17 protein-coding genes are annotated in these 19,435 nt (G+C 71.0%); 8 read left to right on the forward strand and 9 right to left on the reverse strand.

Going from position 1 to position 19,435, the window contains the following annotated elements; genetic code table 11:
• Positions 1-90: 90 nt before the first annotated feature.
• Positions 91-459 carry a winged helix-turn-helix transcriptional regulator gene (locus CI089_RS14090; protein WP_094262084.1) on the reverse strand — a complete coding sequence of 123 codons (369 nt, stop codon included), beginning with the start codon at positions 457-459 and terminating at the stop codon, positions 91-93.
• Between the two features lie 96 nt (positions 460-555).
• On the opposite strand from CI089_RS14090, the gene CI089_RS14095 reads away from it, so the two are divergent.
• Positions 556-1,413 (forward strand): SDR family oxidoreductase, encoded by an 858-nt coding sequence (locus CI089_RS14095; RefSeq protein WP_094262085.1) that lies wholly within the window; start codon positions 556-558, stop codon positions 1,411-1,413.
• Between the two features lie 54 nt (positions 1,414-1,467).
• Here the strand turns inward: CI089_RS14095 and CI089_RS14100 are convergent, their stop codons facing one another.
• Positions 1,468-2,496: an Lrp/AsnC family transcriptional regulator gene (locus CI089_RS14100; RefSeq protein ID WP_179223344.1), complete on the reverse strand. Its 1,029-nt coding sequence runs from the start codon at positions 2,494-2,496 to the stop codon at positions 1,468-1,470.
• A gap of 121 nt (positions 2,497-2,617) precedes the next feature.
• Here CI089_RS14100 and CI089_RS14105 point away from each other — a divergent pair, with 121 nt between their 5' ends.
• On the forward strand, positions 2,618-4,165 hold the full coding sequence (locus CI089_RS14105) for an AbgT family transporter (RefSeq protein WP_094262087.1): 1,548 nt from the start codon (positions 2,618-2,620) through the stop codon (positions 4,163-4,165).
• A 38-nt stretch (positions 4,166-4,203) separates the two neighbouring features.
• Positions 4,204-5,430, forward strand: coding sequence for an amidohydrolase (locus CI089_RS14110; RefSeq protein ID WP_094262088.1), 1,227 nt, complete (start codon positions 4,204-4,206; stop codon positions 5,428-5,430).
• 21 nt (positions 5,431-5,451) lie between these two features.
• On the opposite strand, the gene CI089_RS14115 is transcribed toward CI089_RS14110, so the two are convergent.
• Both CI089_RS14115 and ykgO read right to left on the reverse strand, forming a co-directional pair.
• Complete coding sequence (locus tag CI089_RS14115; RefSeq protein WP_094262509.1) at positions 5,452-6,231, reverse strand: isocitrate lyase/PEP mutase family protein; 780 nt, start codon at positions 6,229-6,231, stop codon at positions 5,452-5,454.
• 78 nt (positions 6,232-6,309) lie between these two features.
• The gene (gene ykgO / locus CI089_RS14120; protein ID WP_023951906.1) at positions 6,310-6,432 is read right to left on the reverse strand and encodes a type B 50S ribosomal protein L36; all 123 of its coding nucleotides are present in this window, start codon (positions 6,430-6,432) and stop codon (positions 6,310-6,312) included.
• Between the two features lie 82 nt (positions 6,433-6,514).
• Here ykgO and CI089_RS14125 point away from each other — a divergent pair, with 82 nt between their 5' ends.
• Complete coding sequence (locus CI089_RS14125) at positions 6,515-7,444, forward strand: GTP-binding protein (protein ID WP_094262089.1); 930 nt, start codon at positions 6,515-6,517, stop codon at positions 7,442-7,444.
• A gap of 15 nt (positions 7,445-7,459) precedes the next feature.
• Here CI089_RS14125 and CI089_RS14130 read toward each other — a convergent pair whose 3' ends face one another.
• Positions 7,460-12,016: a lamin tail domain-containing protein gene (locus CI089_RS14130; protein ID WP_094262090.1), complete on the reverse strand. Its 4,557-nt coding sequence runs from the start codon at positions 12,014-12,016 to the stop codon at positions 7,460-7,462.
• 175 nt (positions 12,017-12,191) lie between these two features.
• Between CI089_RS14130 and chrA the strand changes: the two genes are divergently transcribed.
• Positions 12,192-13,397, forward strand: a complete 1,206-nt coding sequence (gene chrA, locus CI089_RS14135) for a chromate efflux transporter (RefSeq protein WP_256977993.1) — start codon at positions 12,192-12,194, stop codon at positions 13,395-13,397.
• Here chrA and CI089_RS14140 read toward each other — a convergent pair.
• From CI089_RS14140 to CI089_RS14150, 3 genes are all read right to left on the reverse strand, one after another.
• Positions 13,387-14,664, reverse strand: coding sequence for an MFS transporter (locus CI089_RS14140; RefSeq protein WP_094262091.1), 1,278 nt, complete (start codon positions 14,662-14,664; stop codon positions 13,387-13,389). The two genes, chrA and CI089_RS14140, sit on opposite strands and share 11 nt — an antisense overlap.
• A gap of 100 nt (positions 14,665-14,764) precedes the next feature.
• Positions 14,765-16,054, reverse strand: coding sequence for a M18 family aminopeptidase (locus CI089_RS14145; RefSeq protein WP_256977994.1), 1,290 nt, complete (start codon positions 16,052-16,054; stop codon positions 14,765-14,767).
• A 64-nt stretch (positions 16,055-16,118) separates the two neighbouring features.
• Positions 16,119-16,814, reverse strand: coding sequence for a M15 family metallopeptidase (locus CI089_RS14150; protein WP_094262093.1), 696 nt, complete (start codon positions 16,812-16,814; stop codon positions 16,119-16,121).
• Between the two features lie 86 nt (positions 16,815-16,900).
• Here CI089_RS14150 and CI089_RS14155 point away from each other — a divergent pair, with 86 nt between their 5' ends.
• Both CI089_RS14155 and CI089_RS14160 read left to right on the forward strand, forming a co-directional pair.
• Positions 16,901-17,569 carry a response regulator transcription factor gene (locus CI089_RS14155; RefSeq protein ID WP_094262094.1) on the forward strand — a complete coding sequence of 223 codons (669 nt, stop codon included), beginning with the start codon at positions 16,901-16,903 and terminating at the stop codon, positions 17,567-17,569.
• Complete coding sequence (locus tag CI089_RS14160; RefSeq protein ID WP_306426978.1) at positions 17,566-18,669, forward strand: sensor histidine kinase; 1,104 nt, start codon at positions 17,566-17,568, stop codon at positions 18,667-18,669. Before CI089_RS14155 ends, CI089_RS14160 begins: the two co-directional genes overlap by 4 nt.
• Before the next feature lie 6 nt (positions 18,670-18,675).
• Here the strand turns inward: CI089_RS14160 and CI089_RS14165 are convergent, their stop codons facing one another.
• Positions 18,676-18,984: a TraR/DksA family transcriptional regulator gene (locus CI089_RS14165; protein WP_094262095.1), complete on the reverse strand. Its 309-nt coding sequence runs from the start codon at positions 18,982-18,984 to the stop codon at positions 18,676-18,678.
• 208 nt (positions 18,985-19,192) lie between these two features.
• Here CI089_RS14165 and CI089_RS16650 point away from each other — a divergent pair, with 208 nt between their 5' ends.
• Positions 19,193-19,327 carry a hypothetical protein gene (locus CI089_RS16650; protein ID WP_256977996.1) on the forward strand — a complete coding sequence of 45 codons (135 nt, stop codon included), beginning with the start codon at positions 19,193-19,195 and terminating at the stop codon, positions 19,325-19,327.
• The last annotated feature ends 108 nt before the right edge of the window (positions 19,328-19,435 follow it).

Genomic DNA, 19,435 nt, shown 5'->3' on the forward strand with positions numbered 1-19,435 from the left:
GCTGACCTCCCGGTCGTCGATATATTAGCGATACCTGACGATATATCGTTATCGCCCCCGACGACAGGGCTCGCACGGAACACTCAGCCTTCACGCGCGGCGGCCGACGATGTCGTCCGCGTTCGAGGCGATCCACTCCATGAGCGGCATCATGCGCTCCATCAGCTCGACACCGCGTTCGGTCAGCGCGTACTCCACGCGAGGCGGCACCTCGGGGTAAGCGGTGCGGCTCACGATGCCGTCGGCCTCGAGCGTGCGCAGTGTGGACGCGAGCATCTTCTCGCTGATGCCCGCCACGGAGCGACGGAGTTCACCCCATCTGGCGGTGCCGTCGGTCAGCGCCAGCAGCACGAGCACGCCCCATTTGCTCATGACATGGTCGAGCACGACACGCGTCGGGCAGTTCTCAGTGAAGACCTGATCGGACGTCGCCCGGATCTGCGCAAAACTGACTGACATGTAGGTAGCTTACCGAAAAGTGGGTACCCCTCTTTCGGAATGCATAGATGGCGCGCGACGGTTGTCCTCGGCAACACCCGACCGAAAGGATCACCGATGACCATCCTCATCACCGGAGCGAGCGGACAGCTCGGCCACCTCGTCGTCGACGCGCTGCTCGCCCGCGGCGTCTCCCCCGACACCGTCGTCGCCGGGGCTCGAGACCTCGCCAAGGTCGCCGACCTCGCCGGCCGCGGCGTCGCCACTGCCCGCGTGGACTACGACGACCCGGCCTCGCTGCGCGACGCGCTCGCGGGCGTCGACAGCGTGCTGCTGATCTCGGCGTCGGAGCCGGGCAAGCGGCTCGCGGGCCACAAGAACGTCATCGACGCGGCAGCGGCGGCGGGCGTGTCGAAGCTCGTCTACACCAGCGCCCCGAAGGCGACGACCTTCGAGTGGGCCCTCGGCGCCGAGCACAAGGCGACCGAGGAGGCGATCGCGGCGAGCGGCGTTCCGGCTGTCGTGGTGCGCAACAACTGGTACATCGAGAACTACGTGCCCGACGTCCAGCGCGCCGCCGAGAGCGGCGTCATCGCGGCATCCGTCGGCGACGGCCTGATCGCGCCGGCCTCGCGCGCCGACTTCGCCGAGGGCGCCGCCGTCGTGCTTCTCGAGGACGGTCACGTCGGCAAGGTGTACGAGTTCGCGGGCGACACCCGCATCGGATACGACGCGATCGCCGCCGCGGCATCCGAGGTGCTCGGTCGCGACGTGACATACGTCCGCGTCTCCACGGACGACCATGTCGCCGCCCTCGAGAGCGCCGGTCTCGACGCCGGCACCGCCCAGTTCGTCGCGGGGATCGACACCGGCATCCGCGAGGGCGTCCTCGACGTGGACGACCGCACCCTCTCGCACCTCATCGGACGACCGACGACGTCGTTCGCCGACGGGCTTCGCGCCGCACTCGCCTGAGCCGCGGCGACCGGGCTCGACGGTCAGCACGATGCTGCGACCCGTCGAGCCCGGTCATCCGGTCTCGTCGCCGACCCACGACACCCGCCCCTCGTACCGGTTGCGCACGTCGAAGAGGTGACCGACCCGTTTGTAGTAGTGCAGCAGGATGGCACGATCCAGCACGCGCAGTTCAAGGCTCCGGGCGAGGTCGGCTTCGACCGCCGTCGCCTCGGCGAGGTCGCGCAGCCAGACGATCACGTAGAGGTTCGAGGCTCCGCCCGCGAGAGCGGCGCACATGCGTGTCATCGGCATGACGGCGATCTCGGACGCCGTGGCCTCGAGGCGCCCCGCGGGCACGACCAGCCACAGGGCGAGCGCGTGAGGCCACATCGTCTGCTCGAGCGAGACGTCGATGCGCTGTTTGATCCATCCCCGCTCGAGCACACGTCGCACGACACGGCGGGCATGCGCCTCCGACACCCCGAGCTCGCGAGCGATGTCGGCGGGCGCGACCCGGCCGTCAGATTCGAGAGCCCGGAGCACCGGGCGCCACTGCGCTGCCAGGGAGTGCGCGTCATCGTCCAGGCCCGCGGCGCCGGGGGCATCGCCCACACCCGCGGTCTCGGGTGAGCCGACGGCCCGCCAGCGCGAGCCCTCCGAGAACATGCGCGTGACGATCGTCGATCTGACGCCGGTCACGGCCTCGTGCGTGGCCACGCGCGACTGGATGAGCCGTCGGAACTGTTCCATGTCGTCCGCCACGATCGTGACGACGAGATCGCGCTCCCCCGTCATGCCCGTCAGTGACAGGAACTTCGGCTCGGTGCGCAGCTGCGCCGCGACCTCGTCGACGGTGCCGGGGCGACAGCGGATCTCGACGAGCCCGGTGACGAGTCCCGGAGCAGTGACCGCATAGGCCGACGACCACGCGGCGCCCGCCGCGGCGAGCGCCTCCCATCGCCGTCGGGCCGTGGGGGCGCTCACGCCGATGGCGCGGGCGATGCGCGCCCACGAAGCGCGAGGCGTCTGCTGGAGAGCCGTGATGAGCGCGAGGTCCGAATCCGACAGATCGTGCGGGTGAATGGGAGTCGCGGAGCGCATGATCGATCTTTTCATGGCGCTTCATGTCCTAATCGATCACCGTAATCTGATCGAGACACGGAATCGGCACCATCGCTGCATCGCGTATCCCTCCGCGCGACGACGATCGGAAAGAGTGCCCATGGCCGCTGACAGCACCACCGCTCTCACGCTCGCCCACGCCCCCGGGGTGGGCGGACGCATCCTCCGCACCATCGAACGAGTGGGCAACCGGCTGCCTCACCCGTTCTATCTGTTCCTCATCATCGCCGGGCTGGTGGCGGTGGCCTCCGGCAGCGCCAGCGCCCTGGGCGCCCGCACCCTCGATCCGCAGACGGGCGAGACGATTCCCGTGCGCAGCATCCTGTCGCCCGAGGGCGCCGTGTACGCGCTCACCTCGGCGATCGAGAACTTCGTCTCGTTCCCACCGCTCGGGCTGATCATCACGGTCATGCTCGGCATCGGGCTCGCCGAGCGTCTCGGCCTCCTCAAGAGCGCGATGCGCGGCGCCGTGCTGGCTGCGCCGCGATGGGCCGTGACGTTCGTCGTCGTGCTCGTGAGCCTCATGGGCAACCTCGCGTCCGACTCTGCGATGGTCATCCTGCCGCCCCTCGCGGCCGCCGCCTTCCTGGCGGCCGGGCGCCACCCCCTCGCCGGATTCGCGGCGTCGTACGCGGCGGTCGTCGCCGGGTTCAGCGCCAACGTCGTGCCGGCCGGGACGGATGTGCTGCTGTCGGGCATCACGACATCGGCGGCGCAGATCGTCGACCCCGAGGCATCCGTGTCTCCCCTGGCCAACTACTTCTTCATGGCCACCTCGACTCTCATCCTCGCCGTCGTCATCACCGTCATGTGCCAGCGGTACGTCGAGCCGCGTCTCACCCCCTACCAGGGCGGTCTCGCGGACGACGACGCCGCCCGGCCGCTCGACGACCGGGAGCGACGCGGCCTGCGGGTGGCCGCCCTCGCCGTCGTGGCGTACCTCGCGATCGTCGCGACGGCCGTGATGCTGCCCGGGTCGCCGCTGCAGGGAGAGGGCGGACAGATCCTGCGCTCTCCGTTCATGACGGCGCTGCCGATCTTCATCCTGTTCCTGTTCCTGATCGCGGGCATCGCGTACGGGATCGCCGCGAAGACCCTCACGCGAGCCGCCGACGTACCCGAGCACATGACGGCGGCGGTGCGCGACCTCGTGCCCTTCATCGTCGTGATCTTCACCGCGGCGCAGGCCATCGCCTGGTTCAACTGGTCGCAGCTCGGGCTGCTGCTGGCTACCTCCGGGGCCGAGGCGATGGAGTCCTCCGGGCTCGGCGGCATCGGCGGCCTTCTGTTGTTCAGCCTGTTCTGCACGATCCCGGCGCTGCTGCTCGCGAGCGGATCGGCGCTCTGGACACTACTGGCCCCGATCTTCGTGCCGATGTTCATGCTGACCGGGATCGACCCCGCATACGTGCAGGCGGCGTTCCGCATCACCGATTCCGCGACCAATCCCCTCGTCCCGATGAACCCGATGCTGCCGGTCGTGCTCGGCCTGCTCCAGCGGTGGGAGCCCAAGGCGGGCCTGGGCACGCTGTTCGGGCTCGTGATCCCGTTCACGGTGGTGATCTGGGGTGTCTGGCTGCTGCAGTTCCTCGTGTGGGGGCTGCTCGGCCTCCCCGTCGGCCCCGGACACGGACTCGAACTGTCCTGAATTCCGCGCACCCCTCGCGTCCCACAGAAGGAGACCCCATGACCACCCTCACCCCGCGCCCCGCGACCGCCTCGGCGACGGCGGCGATGCCGGCCACCGTCGAGGCTCTGCGCCCCTCGCTCGCCAGCCACATCGACACCCTCGTCGACATCGCGGCGGACTTGCACGCCCACCCGGAGATCCGCTTCACCGAGCGCCACGCGGCCGCACGCCTGACCGCGGAGCTCGATCGGGCGGGCTTCGCCGTCGAGCGCGGCTTCGCGGGTCTCGACACGGCGTTCGTCGGTCGCTGGTCGCCCGACGGGGCGGACGCGGACGCGCCCACCGTCGCGATCTTCTGCGAGTTCGACGCCCTCGAGGAGATCGGCCACGCCTGCGGGCACAACCTCATCGCGGCATGTGGCATCGGAGCGGCGCTGCTGGTCAAGGACGCCCTGACGGCGGAGCCCGCGAACGCGAATCTCGTCGTCATCGGCAGCCCCGGCGAGGAAGGCGCCGCGGGCAAGGTTCCGATGATCGAGGCGGGCGTGCTGGACGGTGTCGACATCGCGATCATGGTGCACCCCGCCGGCACCGATGCGGTTCGCGGGTCATCGCTCTCGCGGGTCGCCCTCGACGTCGACTTCCACGGCCGGGCGGCCCACGCGGCCGCCGCGCCCGAACGGGGCCGCAACGCGCTCGACGGTGCGACGCTGTCGCTGACGGCGATCGGGATGCTGCGCCAGCAGCTGACCGACGACGTGCGGGTGCACGCCATCATCACGAACGGCGGCGAGGCGCCCAACATCATCCCCGAGCACGCGGCGCTGCGGATCTTCGTGCGGGCCGGCGATCGCGAGCACCTGCTGAGCGATGTCGTTCCCCGCGTCCGCGCGTGCTTCGAGGGGGCGGCGCTCGCGACCGGCACCACCGTCGAGATCGCCGAGAACACCCCGCCCTACTTCTCGCTCCGCGCGAACCCCACCCTCGTCGACCTGGCCGAGGCCGCGTACGGCGTGCTGGGCCGCGAGCTCGAGCCCGACCCGACGCTCGGCGGATCCACCGACATGGGCAACGTCTCGCACGTCGTGCCGGCGATCCATCCGATGATCCGGCTCGTCGCCGACGCCGTGCCCCATACGCGCGAGTTCGCCGCCTCGGCGGGCGATCCCGAGCTCGCCCGCACGACGATCGCCGACGGCGCGCTCATGCTCGCCGCCACGGCTCTCGCGGCCGTGCGCGACCCCGCGATCATCGCCGACGCTCAGGAGACGTTCGCGTCGTGATCGCGGGGCGCGCTCGCCAGGTCAGTTCAGGGGGCGCGTCGAGGGCGGGATGACACCGTTGGCGTAGAGCTGCTGGGCCACGTCCTGCAGCGCCGTGAGAGCGACCCGCTGGGTCGTCGGACCGTACGAGATGCGGGCGACGCCGAGATCCTCGTACTCCTTCGCGGTGAGCGCGCCGGGCAGGCCGATGACGCTGAGCTTGCGCTGCCCGAGCCCCTCGACGAGGCGCCGGGTGATGTCGGCGTCGAGGATCCCCGGGACGAACACCACGTCGGCACCGGCGTCGAGATACGCGCGACCGCGCTCGATCGCGTCGGCGATCGACTCCTCGGTCGACCGGTCGCCCGCGCGGACGAAGGCGTCGGTGCGGGCGTTGAGGGCGAACGGGACGCCCTCGGCCTCCCCCGCCCGGACGATGGCCTCGACCGCGCGGACCGAGTCCGCGAGCGGCTGCAGGCGGTCTTCGACGTTGGCGCCCACGATGCCCACTCCGATGGCCCGGCGCGTGGTCTCACCGGGGTCGCCGAAGCCGGCATCGAGGTCGGCCGACACGGGCACGTCGCCCGCCACCGAGACGATGCGGCCCACCATGTCGAGCACGATCTCGAGCGGGATGTCGGTGCCGTCCTCGTACCCGAACGACGCGGCGATCGAGTGGCCGGCCGTGGCGATCGCGCGCGTCTCGGGCAGAGCCAGGATGGCCTCGGCCGACACGACGTCCCACACGTTCACCACCCGGAGGATCTCGGGCGCGGCATGGAGTGCGGACAGGGTCTGGGCTCGCTCAGCGGGAGTGCTCATGCCGATCACGCTAACGGCGCGCGGCAGGCACGGGGCACGTGTTGCGCGATTCGACGACACGTGTCATCGGGCGGCGCCTCAACCCTGGCGTCCTTTGAACCGCGGGTTGAGCTTGTTGATGACGTACACGCGGCCACGGCGACGCACGACCTGCGCGCCGGGCTGATTCTTCAGGGACTTGATGGATGCGCGAACCTTCACGACGACCTCCTATTGAGAACTCTTATCAACAACAAGGTACGGTGGAGGACCGATCGCCACAACCCGAGCGGAGAGAACCACCGTGACCACTCATCTCGCCGTCACCGGCGTCTGCAGCGCCGAACGCCGTCGTTACGCCCGCCTGTGCGTCATCGCCGGGCGCCACCGCGCCCTCCGCGTCGTCGACCTCGCCAGCGACGCCGACCCGGCCCACGTCCATGCCACCGTTCACGGCATGCCCTCCCTCTGCGTGCTCGATGCCCGCCACGCGGTCGACGACCTGCGCGACGAGGCACCGCTGCGTCGGGCCGTCCCGCACGGAGACGGGCGAGCCGACGTCGGAGCACGCGCGCGGCTGGCGGCGCAGCTGATCGAGGCGGCGAGCGCCGTCGTGATCGTCAACTGGGAGCGGATGCCGACGGCCGACCTGTCGATCCTCATGGCGCTCGCGTCGCACCTGGCGCCGACCGCGCGCATCCGACTCAGCCGCGGCGTCGCCGACGACCTCTCCGCACTGGGCTTCGGCACCACCCTTCCTCTGCGCGACGCGGGCGACCGCGCCGGATGGACGCGTGCCCTCAACGGCGAGCACGATCCGTTCCTGACCGATCGGCGCGTCGCGACGATGCGCTACGAGCAGTTGCGCCCGTTCCACCCCGGCCGGCTCGTGCTGGCTCTCGATCTGCTCGACTCCGGCTCGTGCGGACTCGTCGTGCGGTCGGTCGGGGTCTGCCGTCTCGCAAGCCGGCCGGACGTTCCCGCGCGGTGGGAGCAGGCCGGGTCGGCGATGTGGATCGATCCGATCGAGGCGGGCCACGGACTCGACGACGTGGGCCAGGACATCGCGCTGACGGGCATCGACCTCAACACCGCCGCCGTGCGGCACGTCCTGGATGCCGCCGTGCTCGACGACGCCGAGTTCTCGGCCGGCCCGGCGGCCTGGCGACGGCTGCCCGACCCCCTGCCCGAATGGAACGTGGCGGTCGGGTCCGAGGACCCGACCGCCGACTGAACCCCGGGGTGCGGTTCAGACCCGTCCGCGGCGGTGCGCGCGCCGGCGGATCACGGTGAGGAACACCCCACCGGTCAGGAGCACCAGGGCGATCCCGGTCGCCGTGACGGCGGTCGCACCGTCGCCTCCCGTCGCCGCGAGGTCGCGCCGCGCGCCGGCCCCGGCCGCTGCGCCCGCCGCCTCGGGGTCGGCCGCGCCGGTGCCGCCGGACGGAACACCGCCCGTGCCACCGCCGATGCCGCCGCCCGCTCCGCCTCCGGCGCCGGGGTCCGAGCCCCCGCCCGAGCCGTCGCCGGGGTTCTCGGGCTCGACGGCGGCGGTCACGGTAAACAGTGACACGCGCGAGTCGTCGACGGCGCCGAAGGGGTCGCTCGTGCGGACGTACCATCCGCGCTCCCCCTCCTCCGCGAGGGGCCAGGCGGCCGAGAGGATCGAGCCGCTCGCGACATCCGAGAAGGTCGCGATCTCGGTGCCCCCGAGGACCTCTGCGGAGAAGGCGTCGGTGCCGAGGGTGCGCGTGCCCGGTTCGATGCGCAGCTGATCGTACGTGAGTGCGAACTCCTGCTGCGAGTAGTCGCCTGCTCCCGCCGGGCCGAGAAGGCTCGGCTCGTCGGAGTTGTAGACGTCGAGTGACGGCGAGTAGGTCCGCACGAGCATCTGCCGGCCCTCGTTGTCGAAGTGCAGGAGGCGGAGGAACCCGAGACCGCCCTCCGGGAGGCCCTGGTAGTCGAACAGCATCGAGTAGACGGAGCGATCGTCGACCCCGTCGCCGTCGTCGTCGAACGCGTCCTCGCGCAGGAATGCGTCGTGGTAGTGCCCCGAGAAGACCATGCGGACGTTCGGGTTCGTCGCGACGACCTCGTCCATGACCCGCTGCGGGATCGCGCCGAGCCCTCCGGTGGTGAGGATGAACTCGTGCTGCGCGATGATCGCGACGCGGTCGGGATACTGCGCGAGCACCTCGTTCATCCAGGCGATCGACGCATCCCCCGGAAGCCAGCCGGTGTACAGCATCAGGAAGTCGATGCCGCCCGCCGAGATGAGGTCGTAGTGACCGCGGTTGTCTTCGAAGCTGCCGCCGTACCAGGGGTTGCCGGCATAGCGGTCCTCACCGAAGTAGGCACTGTAGTTCGTGTAGTCCTCCAGGTGGTGGCCCACGTCGTGATTGCCGGCCAGCACGCCGTAGGGCAGGCCCGCCTCGTCGAGACGGCGGTACTCGGGATCGGCCCGCTCCCACTGCTCCATCACGTCGTAGTCGTCGATGATGTCGCCCGTGTGGAAGAGGTACTGCAGGTTCAGCTCGTCGCGCCGATCGAGGAGGTACGAGTGGATCGCCTGCTGGTGGCGGTACGGCTCGCCGGGGAGGGTGTTCTCGTTGTAGTACTGCGTGTCCGACTCCCACGCCAGGGTGAAGTCGAACTCGCTGCGCGGGACGTCGGCGGCGTTGTGGGGGGCGACCGGAGTCGTCCGGTCGGAGAGGTCCGCGCCTGCGAAGCCCTCCGAGTGCTGCACGAGCATCCGCACCACTCGGCCCGCGCCGTCCGCGCCCGCGAAGGCGTAGTCGTCGACCGCCACGACGGCATCGAGCGAGAACGACTCGTCATCGGCCGCGCTCACGTGGCGGTCGACCTCGTCCCACCCCGACCCGTCGGCTCGCTGGACGTAGAGGATGACCGTCGCCCCCGCGTCGGCATGACCCGACCAGGTCGAGCGGACGTCGGAGCCGGCGTCGGCATCGGCGACCGCCACGTCGAACGACTGGTACGGGAACGCCCGGTCGCTCGAGATCTCCTCCGAGACGCCGTCGACGGCCGCGAGAGTGCGCAGGTCGTCGGCCGTCAGCTGCTCGGCCTCCGCGCGGTCGACGGCTCGAGCGTCCTGCACGGTGCCGGCCTGCGCGCTGACGTCACCGTCGGACAGGTCGAGCCGGCGCCCCTCGAGGAAGCTCACGTCGAGCACGTCGCCCGTCGGGTCCTCGACCTTCGCCTGCAGGGTCACGTCGCCCGCCGGCACCTCGGCCCCTTCCGCCGGCGCGAGGGCACCGGCACTCGGCTGCTCGTCGTACGTCGTGAAGGTCGCCGTCCAGGTGTCGGTGTTGCCGACGTGGTCGGTCGCGGTGATCTCGACGCGGTGCTCCCCCGCGGCCAGGTCGACGGACGAGGTCTCGTGGGGCAGGGCGATCTCCGTGCCGTCGAGCCGGGCGACGGTGCTCGCGACGCCCGATCCCGCGTCGGCGATCTCGGCATCGATGAGGATCGGCCCCTGATAGGCGGTGCCGTCGACGATCTGCGAGGTGACGACGGGAGCGGTGTTGTCGACCGTCACCGTCCGCGAGACGGTCGTCTCGCCGTCGGACGCCGCCACCACGGCGGCACCGTCGGCGCGGGCGGTGGTGTCCCACGACGCCGAGAGACCGGCGAACGCGTCGTCGGGCAGCGCGAAGCGCGCCTCGTAGTAGTCGAGCTTGCCGGTGGCCGCTCCCGCGTCGGTGACGCTGTCGCCCATCCGCAGGACTGCGGCGGGGTCGTCGTAGCCGAGAGGCGTGAGCGTCCGACCGTCGGGCAGAACCAGACGCAGGCCGCGGATCTCGAAGTCGTCGTTGTTCTCGGCGAGGTCGATCTCGGGCGCCTTCTTCGTGCCCGCCCACACGCTCACGACGAGCTCGTCACCGCGGACGACGTACTCGACCGGCACCGGGGTCACGATGGTCTCCCACCCCTGCGTGCCGATCTCGAAGATGTTGAGGACGTCATCGCCGATGCGCACGCCGTTCTTGAAGTAGTAGTTGACATTCGTCGTGTCGAAGACGAAGCGCGGCTCGTCCTCAAGGGTGGGGGTGGTCTCCACGGCCGCGCCGTCGATCGTCAACTCGATCGGGCTCGGGTACGCATCGCCCGCGGCGACGATCTCGGTCGTTCCCGAGACGAACCGCCCGTCCTCGAGGTTGAGTCGGACCGGGTTCGTGTCGACCCCGGCCACCGGAACGCGACGAGTCTGCGTCGACGTGGAGTTCGTGCCGTCGCTCGCGGTGATCGTGTACTCGTACCAGCTCTTGCCGATGAGGTCGGCTGCGTTGACCACGAACGTCACCGTTCCATCGCCCGCGTCGAGGAGGTTGATGCGCGCCGGGGCGGGATCGACGTCGTTGGCAAGCTGCAGGGTCACTGTCCGCGCCAGCACGTCGTCGGTCACGGTCGCCGTGATGGCGAAGTCCGTGTCCGGCTGGATCTCGGCGGCAGTGCCGTCGACGATCGTCGGCGCCTGCGTGTCGGGCGCAACGATCATGAGACCGCCGGGAACCTGGTCTGGCTGCACGGCACCCGGCGACGCCGGGGCGAGGTCGACGATGCGCTGCGTCGCGACATCCGCTCCGACGGTGTAACGGATCCCCTGGTCGGCGACGGTGTCATCGGCGCCGTCGAGGTTGTACAGCGCGGTGCTGACGTGACGGCCGCTGTTGGTCTCGATCGCGATCCCGCGAGCCGAGCCGTTGGCCATGCCCGCCGAGGAGATCTCGACGAGGTTCTCTCCCGCGACGAGCCGCGAGCCGAAGTGGTCGTTGAAGTCCGCGGCCGTCAGGGCGTCGTTGGCGCCGTTCTTGATCCAGAGCACGAGCGTGTCACCGCCGGGGATCACGACGTCGCCGGGCACGGCCGGCCACACGCTCGACGAGCCCTCGACGGGGTACAGGTAATCGATCGTGTAGTCGGAGAAGTCGATCGGATCGCTCGAGGCGTTGTACACCTCGATGAACTCGAAGGCGTCCGAGCCGGCGACGTTGGCCGAGTCGGGCAGCAGCTCGGTGATCTGCAGTGGTGCGGTGACGACGCTCGGGTCGGGCTGGGGGTCGAACCCGGGCTGTTCCCCGGGCTGCTCTCCCGCGGGCGGGGTGACGGCTTCGGGTGCCACGAGGCCCGGCGACGCCGCAGCCGGCTCGGCGAGGATGTCCATGCCGCCGTCGACACGCTCGGTCGGCAGGCGGAAGTGCGCCGACTGTCCGGCGGCCGCCGCGGTGCGCCCGTAGGTCGACCAGCCGACGATTCCGTCGTTCTGGAGGATGCGGATGCCGCGGGGCGCGCTGTTGGCCATCCCGGCCTGCCCCGTCACGCGCACCACGGTGGTGTCGGCGCCGGCGCCCCAGTGCGCCCGGAAGTCGTCGATCGAGCGCGCGAAGGAGTCGACGCTCCCCGCGGTGTAGCTCAACCAGAACACCACGGTCCCCCCGGCGGGGATGACGACCGGGGCGGTCACCGCGAGCGGGACGTCACGGGAGCGGTCGGCGCCGTCGGTGTACGTGTACGCGAACGAGACGCCCGCAGCCGCCAGGTCGACGTCGACGGGACCACGGTTGTGAACCTCGAAGAACTCGTAGTCGTCGACGCCGACGTTGTCGGGCGCGATCTCGGTCACGACGAGCGAGCCGGACGGGGCCGCGTTCGCCGTGGGCACGCTCCCCGGGGGATGGACAGCTGCGAGCGCGGGTGCGGCGAGCGCGAGCGAGAGGGCTCCCGCGGCGAGCGTCGCCGTCGTCGCGATGGTCAGGAAACGGGCGCGTGGGCGCTCAGCGGGCATGACAAGCCACCTTCGGTGCAAGAGGGATGCCGCCGACGGTAGGGACCGCGCGCGATCACCGAGTGAACGATCACGCCCCGAGAGGTGTCCGCGCGGTGACGTGCCGCGTCATCTGGGTGTGCTAGTCGCGCGTGGCGTTCACCCCGTGTTCACGGATCGATGGTGCGCTGGACGGGTGTCGAATCTCGCCGCCGTGTTCGCGGTGTTCCTGCGCCTCGGACTGACGTCCTTCGGTGGCCCGGTCGCACACCTCGGCTACTTCCGCGACGAGTTCGTGACCCGTCGACGCTGGATCGGCGATCGGACCTACGGCGAGCTCGTGGCGCTGTGCCAGTTCCTGCCGGGCCCCGCGTCGAGCCAGGTGGGGTTCGCGATCGGCCTGCGCCGCGCGGGACTCGCGGGAGCGGCGGCGGCGTTCGCCGCGTTCACCCTGCCCTCCGCTGCCCTCATGGTCTGGGCGGCGAGTGGGATCGGCGCCATGACGGGCCCCATCGCGACCGGAGTCATCGACGGGCTCAAGGTGGTCGCGGTCGCCGTCGTCGCGCACGCCGTCTGGGGCATGGCGCGCAGCCTCGCGCCCGACCGCCCACGCGGAACGATCGCGATCGCGGCGGCCGTCGGGGTCGCGCTGGTGGGCGGCCCGCTCGCCCCGTTCGGCGTGATCGCCCTCGGAGCGATCGCGGGGGCCCTCTGGCTCGCCGAGGGCGCCATCGCGTCGTCCGACGCCGCCGCCGCGGACGACGGCCTTCCCAGCGCGGGCACCCGCGTCGGGATCGCCGCGCTCGCGACCCTGGTCGCTCTCCTCGTCGCGAGCCCGATCGCGGCCCGGATGACGGGCGACGGCTCGATCGCGCTGTTCGATGCCTTCCTGCGCTCCGGGGCGCTCGTCTTCGGTGGCGGCCACGTGGTCCTCCCCCTGCTCGAGAGCGCCGTCGTCGGGCCGGGCTGGGTCGATGCCGAGACGTTCCTCGCCGGCTATGGCGCCGCGCAGGCCCTGCCCGGCCCGCTCTTCGCCTTCGCCGCTTATCTCGGGGCGCTCGCGAGCGTCGGCCCGGGCGGCGTGGCCGGGGCGGCGATCGCGCTCGTCGGGATCTTCCTCCCCGGTTTCCTGCTGCTTCTCGGTGCCCTGCCGGTGTGGGCCGTCCTGCGACGACGCGCGCGGGCGCGCGGTCTCGTGCGGGGGGCCAGCGCCGCCGTCGTCGGCATCCTGGCCGCGGCGCTCTACGACCCGGTCTTCACGACGTCGGTCACCCGCGCCGACCACTTCGCGCTCGCCCTGGTCTGCTTCGGGCTTCTGACCCTCTGGCGCTGCCCCGCTTGGGTGGTCGTGGTGCTCGGCGCCGCCGCCGGTGCGGCCGCCGGTGCGCTGATCAGCGGCTGACGAGCGACGGCGCGGAGCGGGCTCCGCGCGGCATCCCTGCACCATCGCCCGTGCGCTCGCGGCGTTCGATGGCGAGGTTGACGACTCCGAGCGCGAGCACGAGGACCGCCGCGATCGTGGGCAGCAGCATCGCGAGCCGCACCTCGCCGGCCTCGGCGATCGCCCCCGTCACGGCCGACGCGAGCGCCTGGGCCAGCGTGAGTGCCGATCCGAGGAGTGTCATCGTCGTCGCCGAGCGGCCGACGGGGCTGCGGTGCCCGGCGATGCTGAACAGCGTCACGAGGGTCGGCCCGACCCCGAGCCCCATCAGCAGCAGCATGACGATGACCGCCCCGAGCGAGTCCGAGGCGGCGTAACCACCGGCCGAGACCGCGAGGACGGCTGCGAAGACGAGCCAGCGGTGGCGCAGCGCGAAGCGGGACGGCAGCAGCACGACGGCGAGCGCGAGAGCGGCCGAGCCGATCCCCATCAGCCCGTACAGGAGCCCTGCCTCGACGTCGTCGCCCGCGGTCTGCGCGAACGCGGTGAGGGATGTCAGCGTCGCGCCGAAGAAGAGCCCCACGCCGAAGGTGCCCGCGACCAGGACGAGGATGCGCGGACGCAGCACCTGCGAGATGGGCGCCCGCTCCTCGCTCTCGCCGGGGTCGAGCGCCGTCGCCGCGATCCGCCCGCTCGGGTGGAGGGCGAAGGCGGTGACGAAGACGAGGCTGAGGGCTGCGGCGATCGCGATCGGGGCCCAGGGCGCGATGACGGCCGCGAGGATGCCGACCAGGAACGGACCGATGACGAAGGCCGTCTCGTCAGCCGCCGACTCGTACGACATCACGCGCGAGAGCGTGCGCGGACGGTGCTCGGCACCGAGACGCGCCCGGATGATGCCCATGAGCCGGCTGCGCGACATGGCTGCGGCCTGCGGTGCGGTCAGACCGATCGCCGCGGCGGCGGTCAGGATGAGCGGATCGGGCGATCCGGCCGTGACGACGACCGGGAAGACGCCCAGGAGGATGCCGTTGAGGATGCCCAGGGGAACGAGCACCTTCCGCTGGCCGAAGCGGTCGACCGCGTCTCCGATGACGGGGCCGGCGATGACGACGCCGATGCCGACGGCTGCCGAGGTGAGCCCGCCGAGCCCCACGGATCCGGTCGCCGAGACGACGAGGGTGAGGACGCCCACGACCATCATCGCGAAGGGGAGCCGGGCGATGAACGCGATCGGGAAGAACACCCAACCCGTGTGGTGGATCAGGGAACGATCATTCGACGTCATGCATGCCTCCGAGCAGTCAGCTCGTTCTCACGTGCCGCCTTGCTCCGTCAGCAGGTAGTTGCATCGCTTCGTCCGGGCCGGCGCCGCGGACTGCTCGATTCTACCGGCGGAACAGCTCCTCGGCCACGAGCGAGAGATCGTGCAGGTCGGAGACGCCCGCGAGCTCGCGCGCCGAGTGCATCGAGAGGATCGGGATGCCGACGTCGACGGTGCGGATGCCGAGGCGCGTGGCGGTGATCGGGCCGATGGTCGAGCCGCAGGGGACGCTGTTGTTCGAGACGAACTCCTGGCTGGCGACGCCCGCTGCCTCGCACCACCCGTTCCACGCCGCCGCCCCGACGCCGTCGGTCGCGTAGCGCTGGTTGGCGTTGATCTTCAGGATCGGCCCCGATCCCAGCACCGGCAGTACGACGGGGTCGTGCTTGTGGACGTAGTTCGGGTGCACCGAGTGCCCGACGTCGCTCGAGACGCACCAGGATGCCGCCAGGGCGCGCATCCCCTCCTCGCGATCGGCCCCGAGACCGAGCTGGATGCGCTCGATGACGTCGGCGAGGAAGGGTCCGGCCGCACCGGAGCGGGTCGCCGACCCGACCTCCTCGTGGTCGAAGACGGCGAGCATCGCGATGTGCCCGGCGTCGAAGCCTGCGGCGGCTCGCTCCAGCGCGACGACGCCAGCATGGACGGAGGCGAGGTCATCCAGCCGCCCGGCCGCGAAGAAGACGTCGCCCGCACCGAAGACCGAGCCCTGGGCGGCATCGGCCGTCACGACGTCGTAGCCGCGAATGCGGGCGGCATCCACTCCCGCCTCGCGGGCGAGCTCGCCGAGCAGATCGGCGGAGTCTGCGGACCCGAGCCCCCACACGGGCTGCGTCTGCGTCTGCTTGTCGAGCGCGAGATGATCGTTCGCCTCGCGGTCGAGGTGGATGGCGAGCTGGGGCAGGCGGAGGAGCGGGCCCGTCGCGGTGAGCACCGCAGTGCCGTCGTCGAGCACGAGACGGCCGGCCAGCCGCAGCTCGCGGTCGAGCCACGAGTTGAGCAGCGGTCCGCCGTAGACCTCGACCCCGGCTTGCAGCCAGCCGAGCCGGCCGGTGGTGGGGCGGGGCTTGAGCTTGAAGGCGGGCGAGTCGCTGTGCGCGCCGAACACCCGGACGGGCGTCACCGCCGTCGCCGCTGCCGGCACGATCCACGCGAGCACGGCGCCGTCGCGCACCACCAGGTAGCGCCCGCCCGGCTGCTCCGGCCAGCGCTCGTCCTCGGACAGCTCGGTGAAGCCCGCGGCGACGAGGCGACGGGCAACCTCCGCGGCGGCGTGGAAGCTCGACGGCGACGCTGCGACGAAGTCGGCGAGGTCGTCGACGTGGGAGCGGGCGGCGGCGGTGACGGCGGACACGGTGACTCCTGGATCGTTGAGGGGCTCTCTCGATCGTAGGCGCACCCGCCGCCGCGGCCCGGGCTCAGCCGTTGGCATCGGTGCGCATCGGCGGGCACTCCGATCCCGGCGTGGTCGCCAACTCGAAATGCCAGGGCTCGTTGCCGTAGGTCTGACAGATGCCGAACTCCGAGCCGTAGGAGATCAGCCAGTACTGCGCGTCGACGGGTCCGATGTCGATGGCGTCGCCGCTGACGTGACGTGACTGCTCGGGCGTGGCGACGTAGGCACGGGCGGTCTCCTCCCCCACCGAAGCGATGCGGTCGTCGAGGAGCCATTGCTGATACGCCGCGCTGCGCCAGCCACTCGTGACCCCGAGGCGGATGCCGTCGTCGGCGGCACGTGCCTCGGCGGCGCGCATCGCCGCGAGCAGCTCGGGGTTCAGTCGTGAGATGGCCGGCAGGTCGTCGTCCCACAGACTCACCTGCACCCCGTCCTCGATGAAGCCGTCGTCGACCGACGGCGTGAAGACCGTGCCCGGGAAGACCGGCGGCATCGGCGGCAGCTGAAGACCCGATGAACCGGCGAGCGCACCGATGACGGACGCGCCGAGGGCGACCGCACCCGCGACGGCAACCGCGCCGAGAGCGAGACGGCGACGGCGAACACGACGGGACGTCCGCGCTCGCGGGCGCGGTGGCACGAAAGTCACCCGCCGTCCGGGCTCGGTCGTCGGCAGCGTGAGCGGGCGGGTCGGAACCGGGGCGGAGGAAGTGCTCATGATCCCAGTGGATGAGAGCGGATGTTGCACCGGTGTCGCTGATTCCGCATACGCCCGCGATACATGCGCACGCCTATCCTGAGGCCATGCGTGTGCTGATCGTCGAGGACGAGCTCTTCCTCGCCGAGGCGATCCGCGACGGCCTCCGCCTCGAGGCCATCTCGGCCGACCTCGCCGCCGACGGCGATACCGCGCTCGAGCAGCTGACGATCACCGCGTACGACGTGGTCGTGCTCGACCGCGACATCCCCGGCCCGAACGGCGACGAGATCGCGCGCCACCTTTCCCAGCAGACCGGGGCGCCCCGCATCCTCATGCTGACCGCGGCCGATCGGCTGGATGACAAAGCGTCGGGCTTCGAGTCCGGTGCCGACGACTACCTGACCAAGCCGTTCGCGATGCGCGAGCTCGTGCTGCGACTGCGCGCGCTGGCACGTCGCTCGACCAGCTCCGCTCCCCCGATCCGCGAGTTCGGCGGCGTGAGGCTCGATCCCTTCCGCCGCGAGGTCTACCGCGACGGACGGTACATCGCGCTGACACGCAAGCAGTTCGCCGTGCTCGAGGTGCTCCTCAGCGCCGGCGGTGGTGTCATCAGCGCCGAGGCGCTGCTCGAACGCGCCTGGGACGAGAACGCCGACCCGTTCACGAACGCGGTCCGCATCACGATCTCCACGCTGCGCAAACGGCTCGGCGAGCCCTGGGTCATCGAGACCGTGCCGGGTGTCGGATACCGGATGTCGGACCCCGCGCCGTGATCGCCCGCCGCCGAGGACTCTCCCTCCGGGTTTCGCTCACCCTCAGCTACGCCGGGTTCCTCGTCGTCGCCGGCGCGGTGCTCTTCGGCGTCGGCTTGCTGGCCCTGCGGTTCGTGCCGAGCGGCGACCTGTTCAGTCAGTCGACGGGCGGGTGGGCGCCCGGTCGCGGCGACCTCACCGACGTCTTCGTCAAGTACGCGTGGTGGGCTCTGGCCGTCCTCATCGTCGTGGGACTCGTCGGCGGCTGGTTCCTCGCGGGATGGATGCTCGCTCCGCTCGGACGGATCACCGGGGTGGTCGGCCGGGCCGATGCCGGAACGCTTCACCGCCGAATCGCGCTGCGCGGACGCCGGAACGAGCTGACCGACCTCGCCGACGCATTCGACGACATGCTCGATCGGATCGAACGCGCTGTCGCAGAGGAGTCGCGGTTCGCCGCGAACGCATCGCACGAGCTGCGCACGCCGCACGCCGTCATCCGCACGATCGTGGAGGTCGCGCGAGCCGATCCGGAGGGGCGCGACGTCGACCTCGTCCTGAGCAGGATCGCCGAGACGAACGAGCGGGCGATCGCGACGACGGAGGCACTGCTCGATCTCGCACGTGCCGGCCGCACCGGCCTGAGCTTCGAGCAGGTCGACCTCGCCGCCCTCACGGAACGGGTCGCCGCCGACGTGCGCGACCCCGACGCTTCGGCGACGCACCGACCGTCACCGAGCATCCGGGTGGAGCCGGGGCCGGCGGTCGCCCACGGCAACGCCGCCCTGCTCGGGCAGCTCGTGTCGAACCTCGTCACCAACGCCATGCTCCACAACGTCCCCGACGGCGGCGAGATCGCGGTGCGGACGCGCACGGCACCGGACGGGTGGGCGCTGCTCGAGATCGCGAACACCGGGCCCGAGCTCGATCCGGCTCGCGTCGCGACGCTGACGGAGCCGTTCGTCCGGGCGGGCGATCGCACCCGCCCGGCATCCGACCGCGGCGTCGGCCTCGGGCTGACCATCGTCGCGACCATCGTCCGCAGCCACCGCGGCGATCTGCGCATCATGCCGCGCGAAGGCGGCGGCCTGCTCGTCCGTGTGGCGCTGCCGAGCGCGTGAGCGTCCTCAGGCGGTCTCGGCCCGGCTCTGGCACTCGATGCACGCGGGAGCGTAGGGAACTGCTTCCAGACGTGCGGGAGCGATCGCGCGACCGCATCCGACGCACTGACCGTACGAGCCCGCACGAACGCGGTCCAGCGCCTCGCTGATCAGCGTGATCGCGGCGCGGTGCGATGCGGCGGCCTGATACGCCACCGGATCGACCGAGGGAACGGCACGCGGCTCGATATCCGCGAGCAGCTCACGGCGTTCCGCGAGGAGCGCTTCCAGACGCGTCCGGACGTCGCTCGACGTCGCTTCGGCTGTCTTCTCCATTTTTCTTCCGTTCTGCTTTTTGCGGTGCACGAAAAGCCCCGATCTCGAGCCCGCAAAGGCGAGATGACGGGGCGGTGACCACCCACCATAGCCAGTCCCCGCAGAAAAGCAAGTCGCCGGATTCCGCAGCTGAGGAGCGATTTGACTTCCTTTTCTTTCGGGCTATGGTCGGGAGTCACACGCCAGCCACAAGGGGAAGCGAGTTCTCATGTCGACCAAAACACCACGCACACGCGGCGACAAAAAGGCGCCGCAATTATCGTTGAAGGAAAAACGAGCCGCCAAGCGCGAGAAGCAGGAGGGCGGCGCGTTCCTGAAGCCGCGGAAGGGCTCGGCCCGCTGACACCGCGTGTGCGCGTGCGGGATATCCCGTGGCACATCTCGAATCGATTCGATACACTGACCGACGGCGGCGCTCCGGCGCCGCCGTTGTCGTGCCCGCATCTTCTCG

Origin of the sequence: Microbacterium sp. Yaish 1 (assembly GCF_002245215.1) — a bacterium.
In the GTDB taxonomy this organism is placed as follows: Bacteria; Actinomycetota; Actinomycetes; order Actinomycetales; family Microbacteriaceae; genus Microbacterium.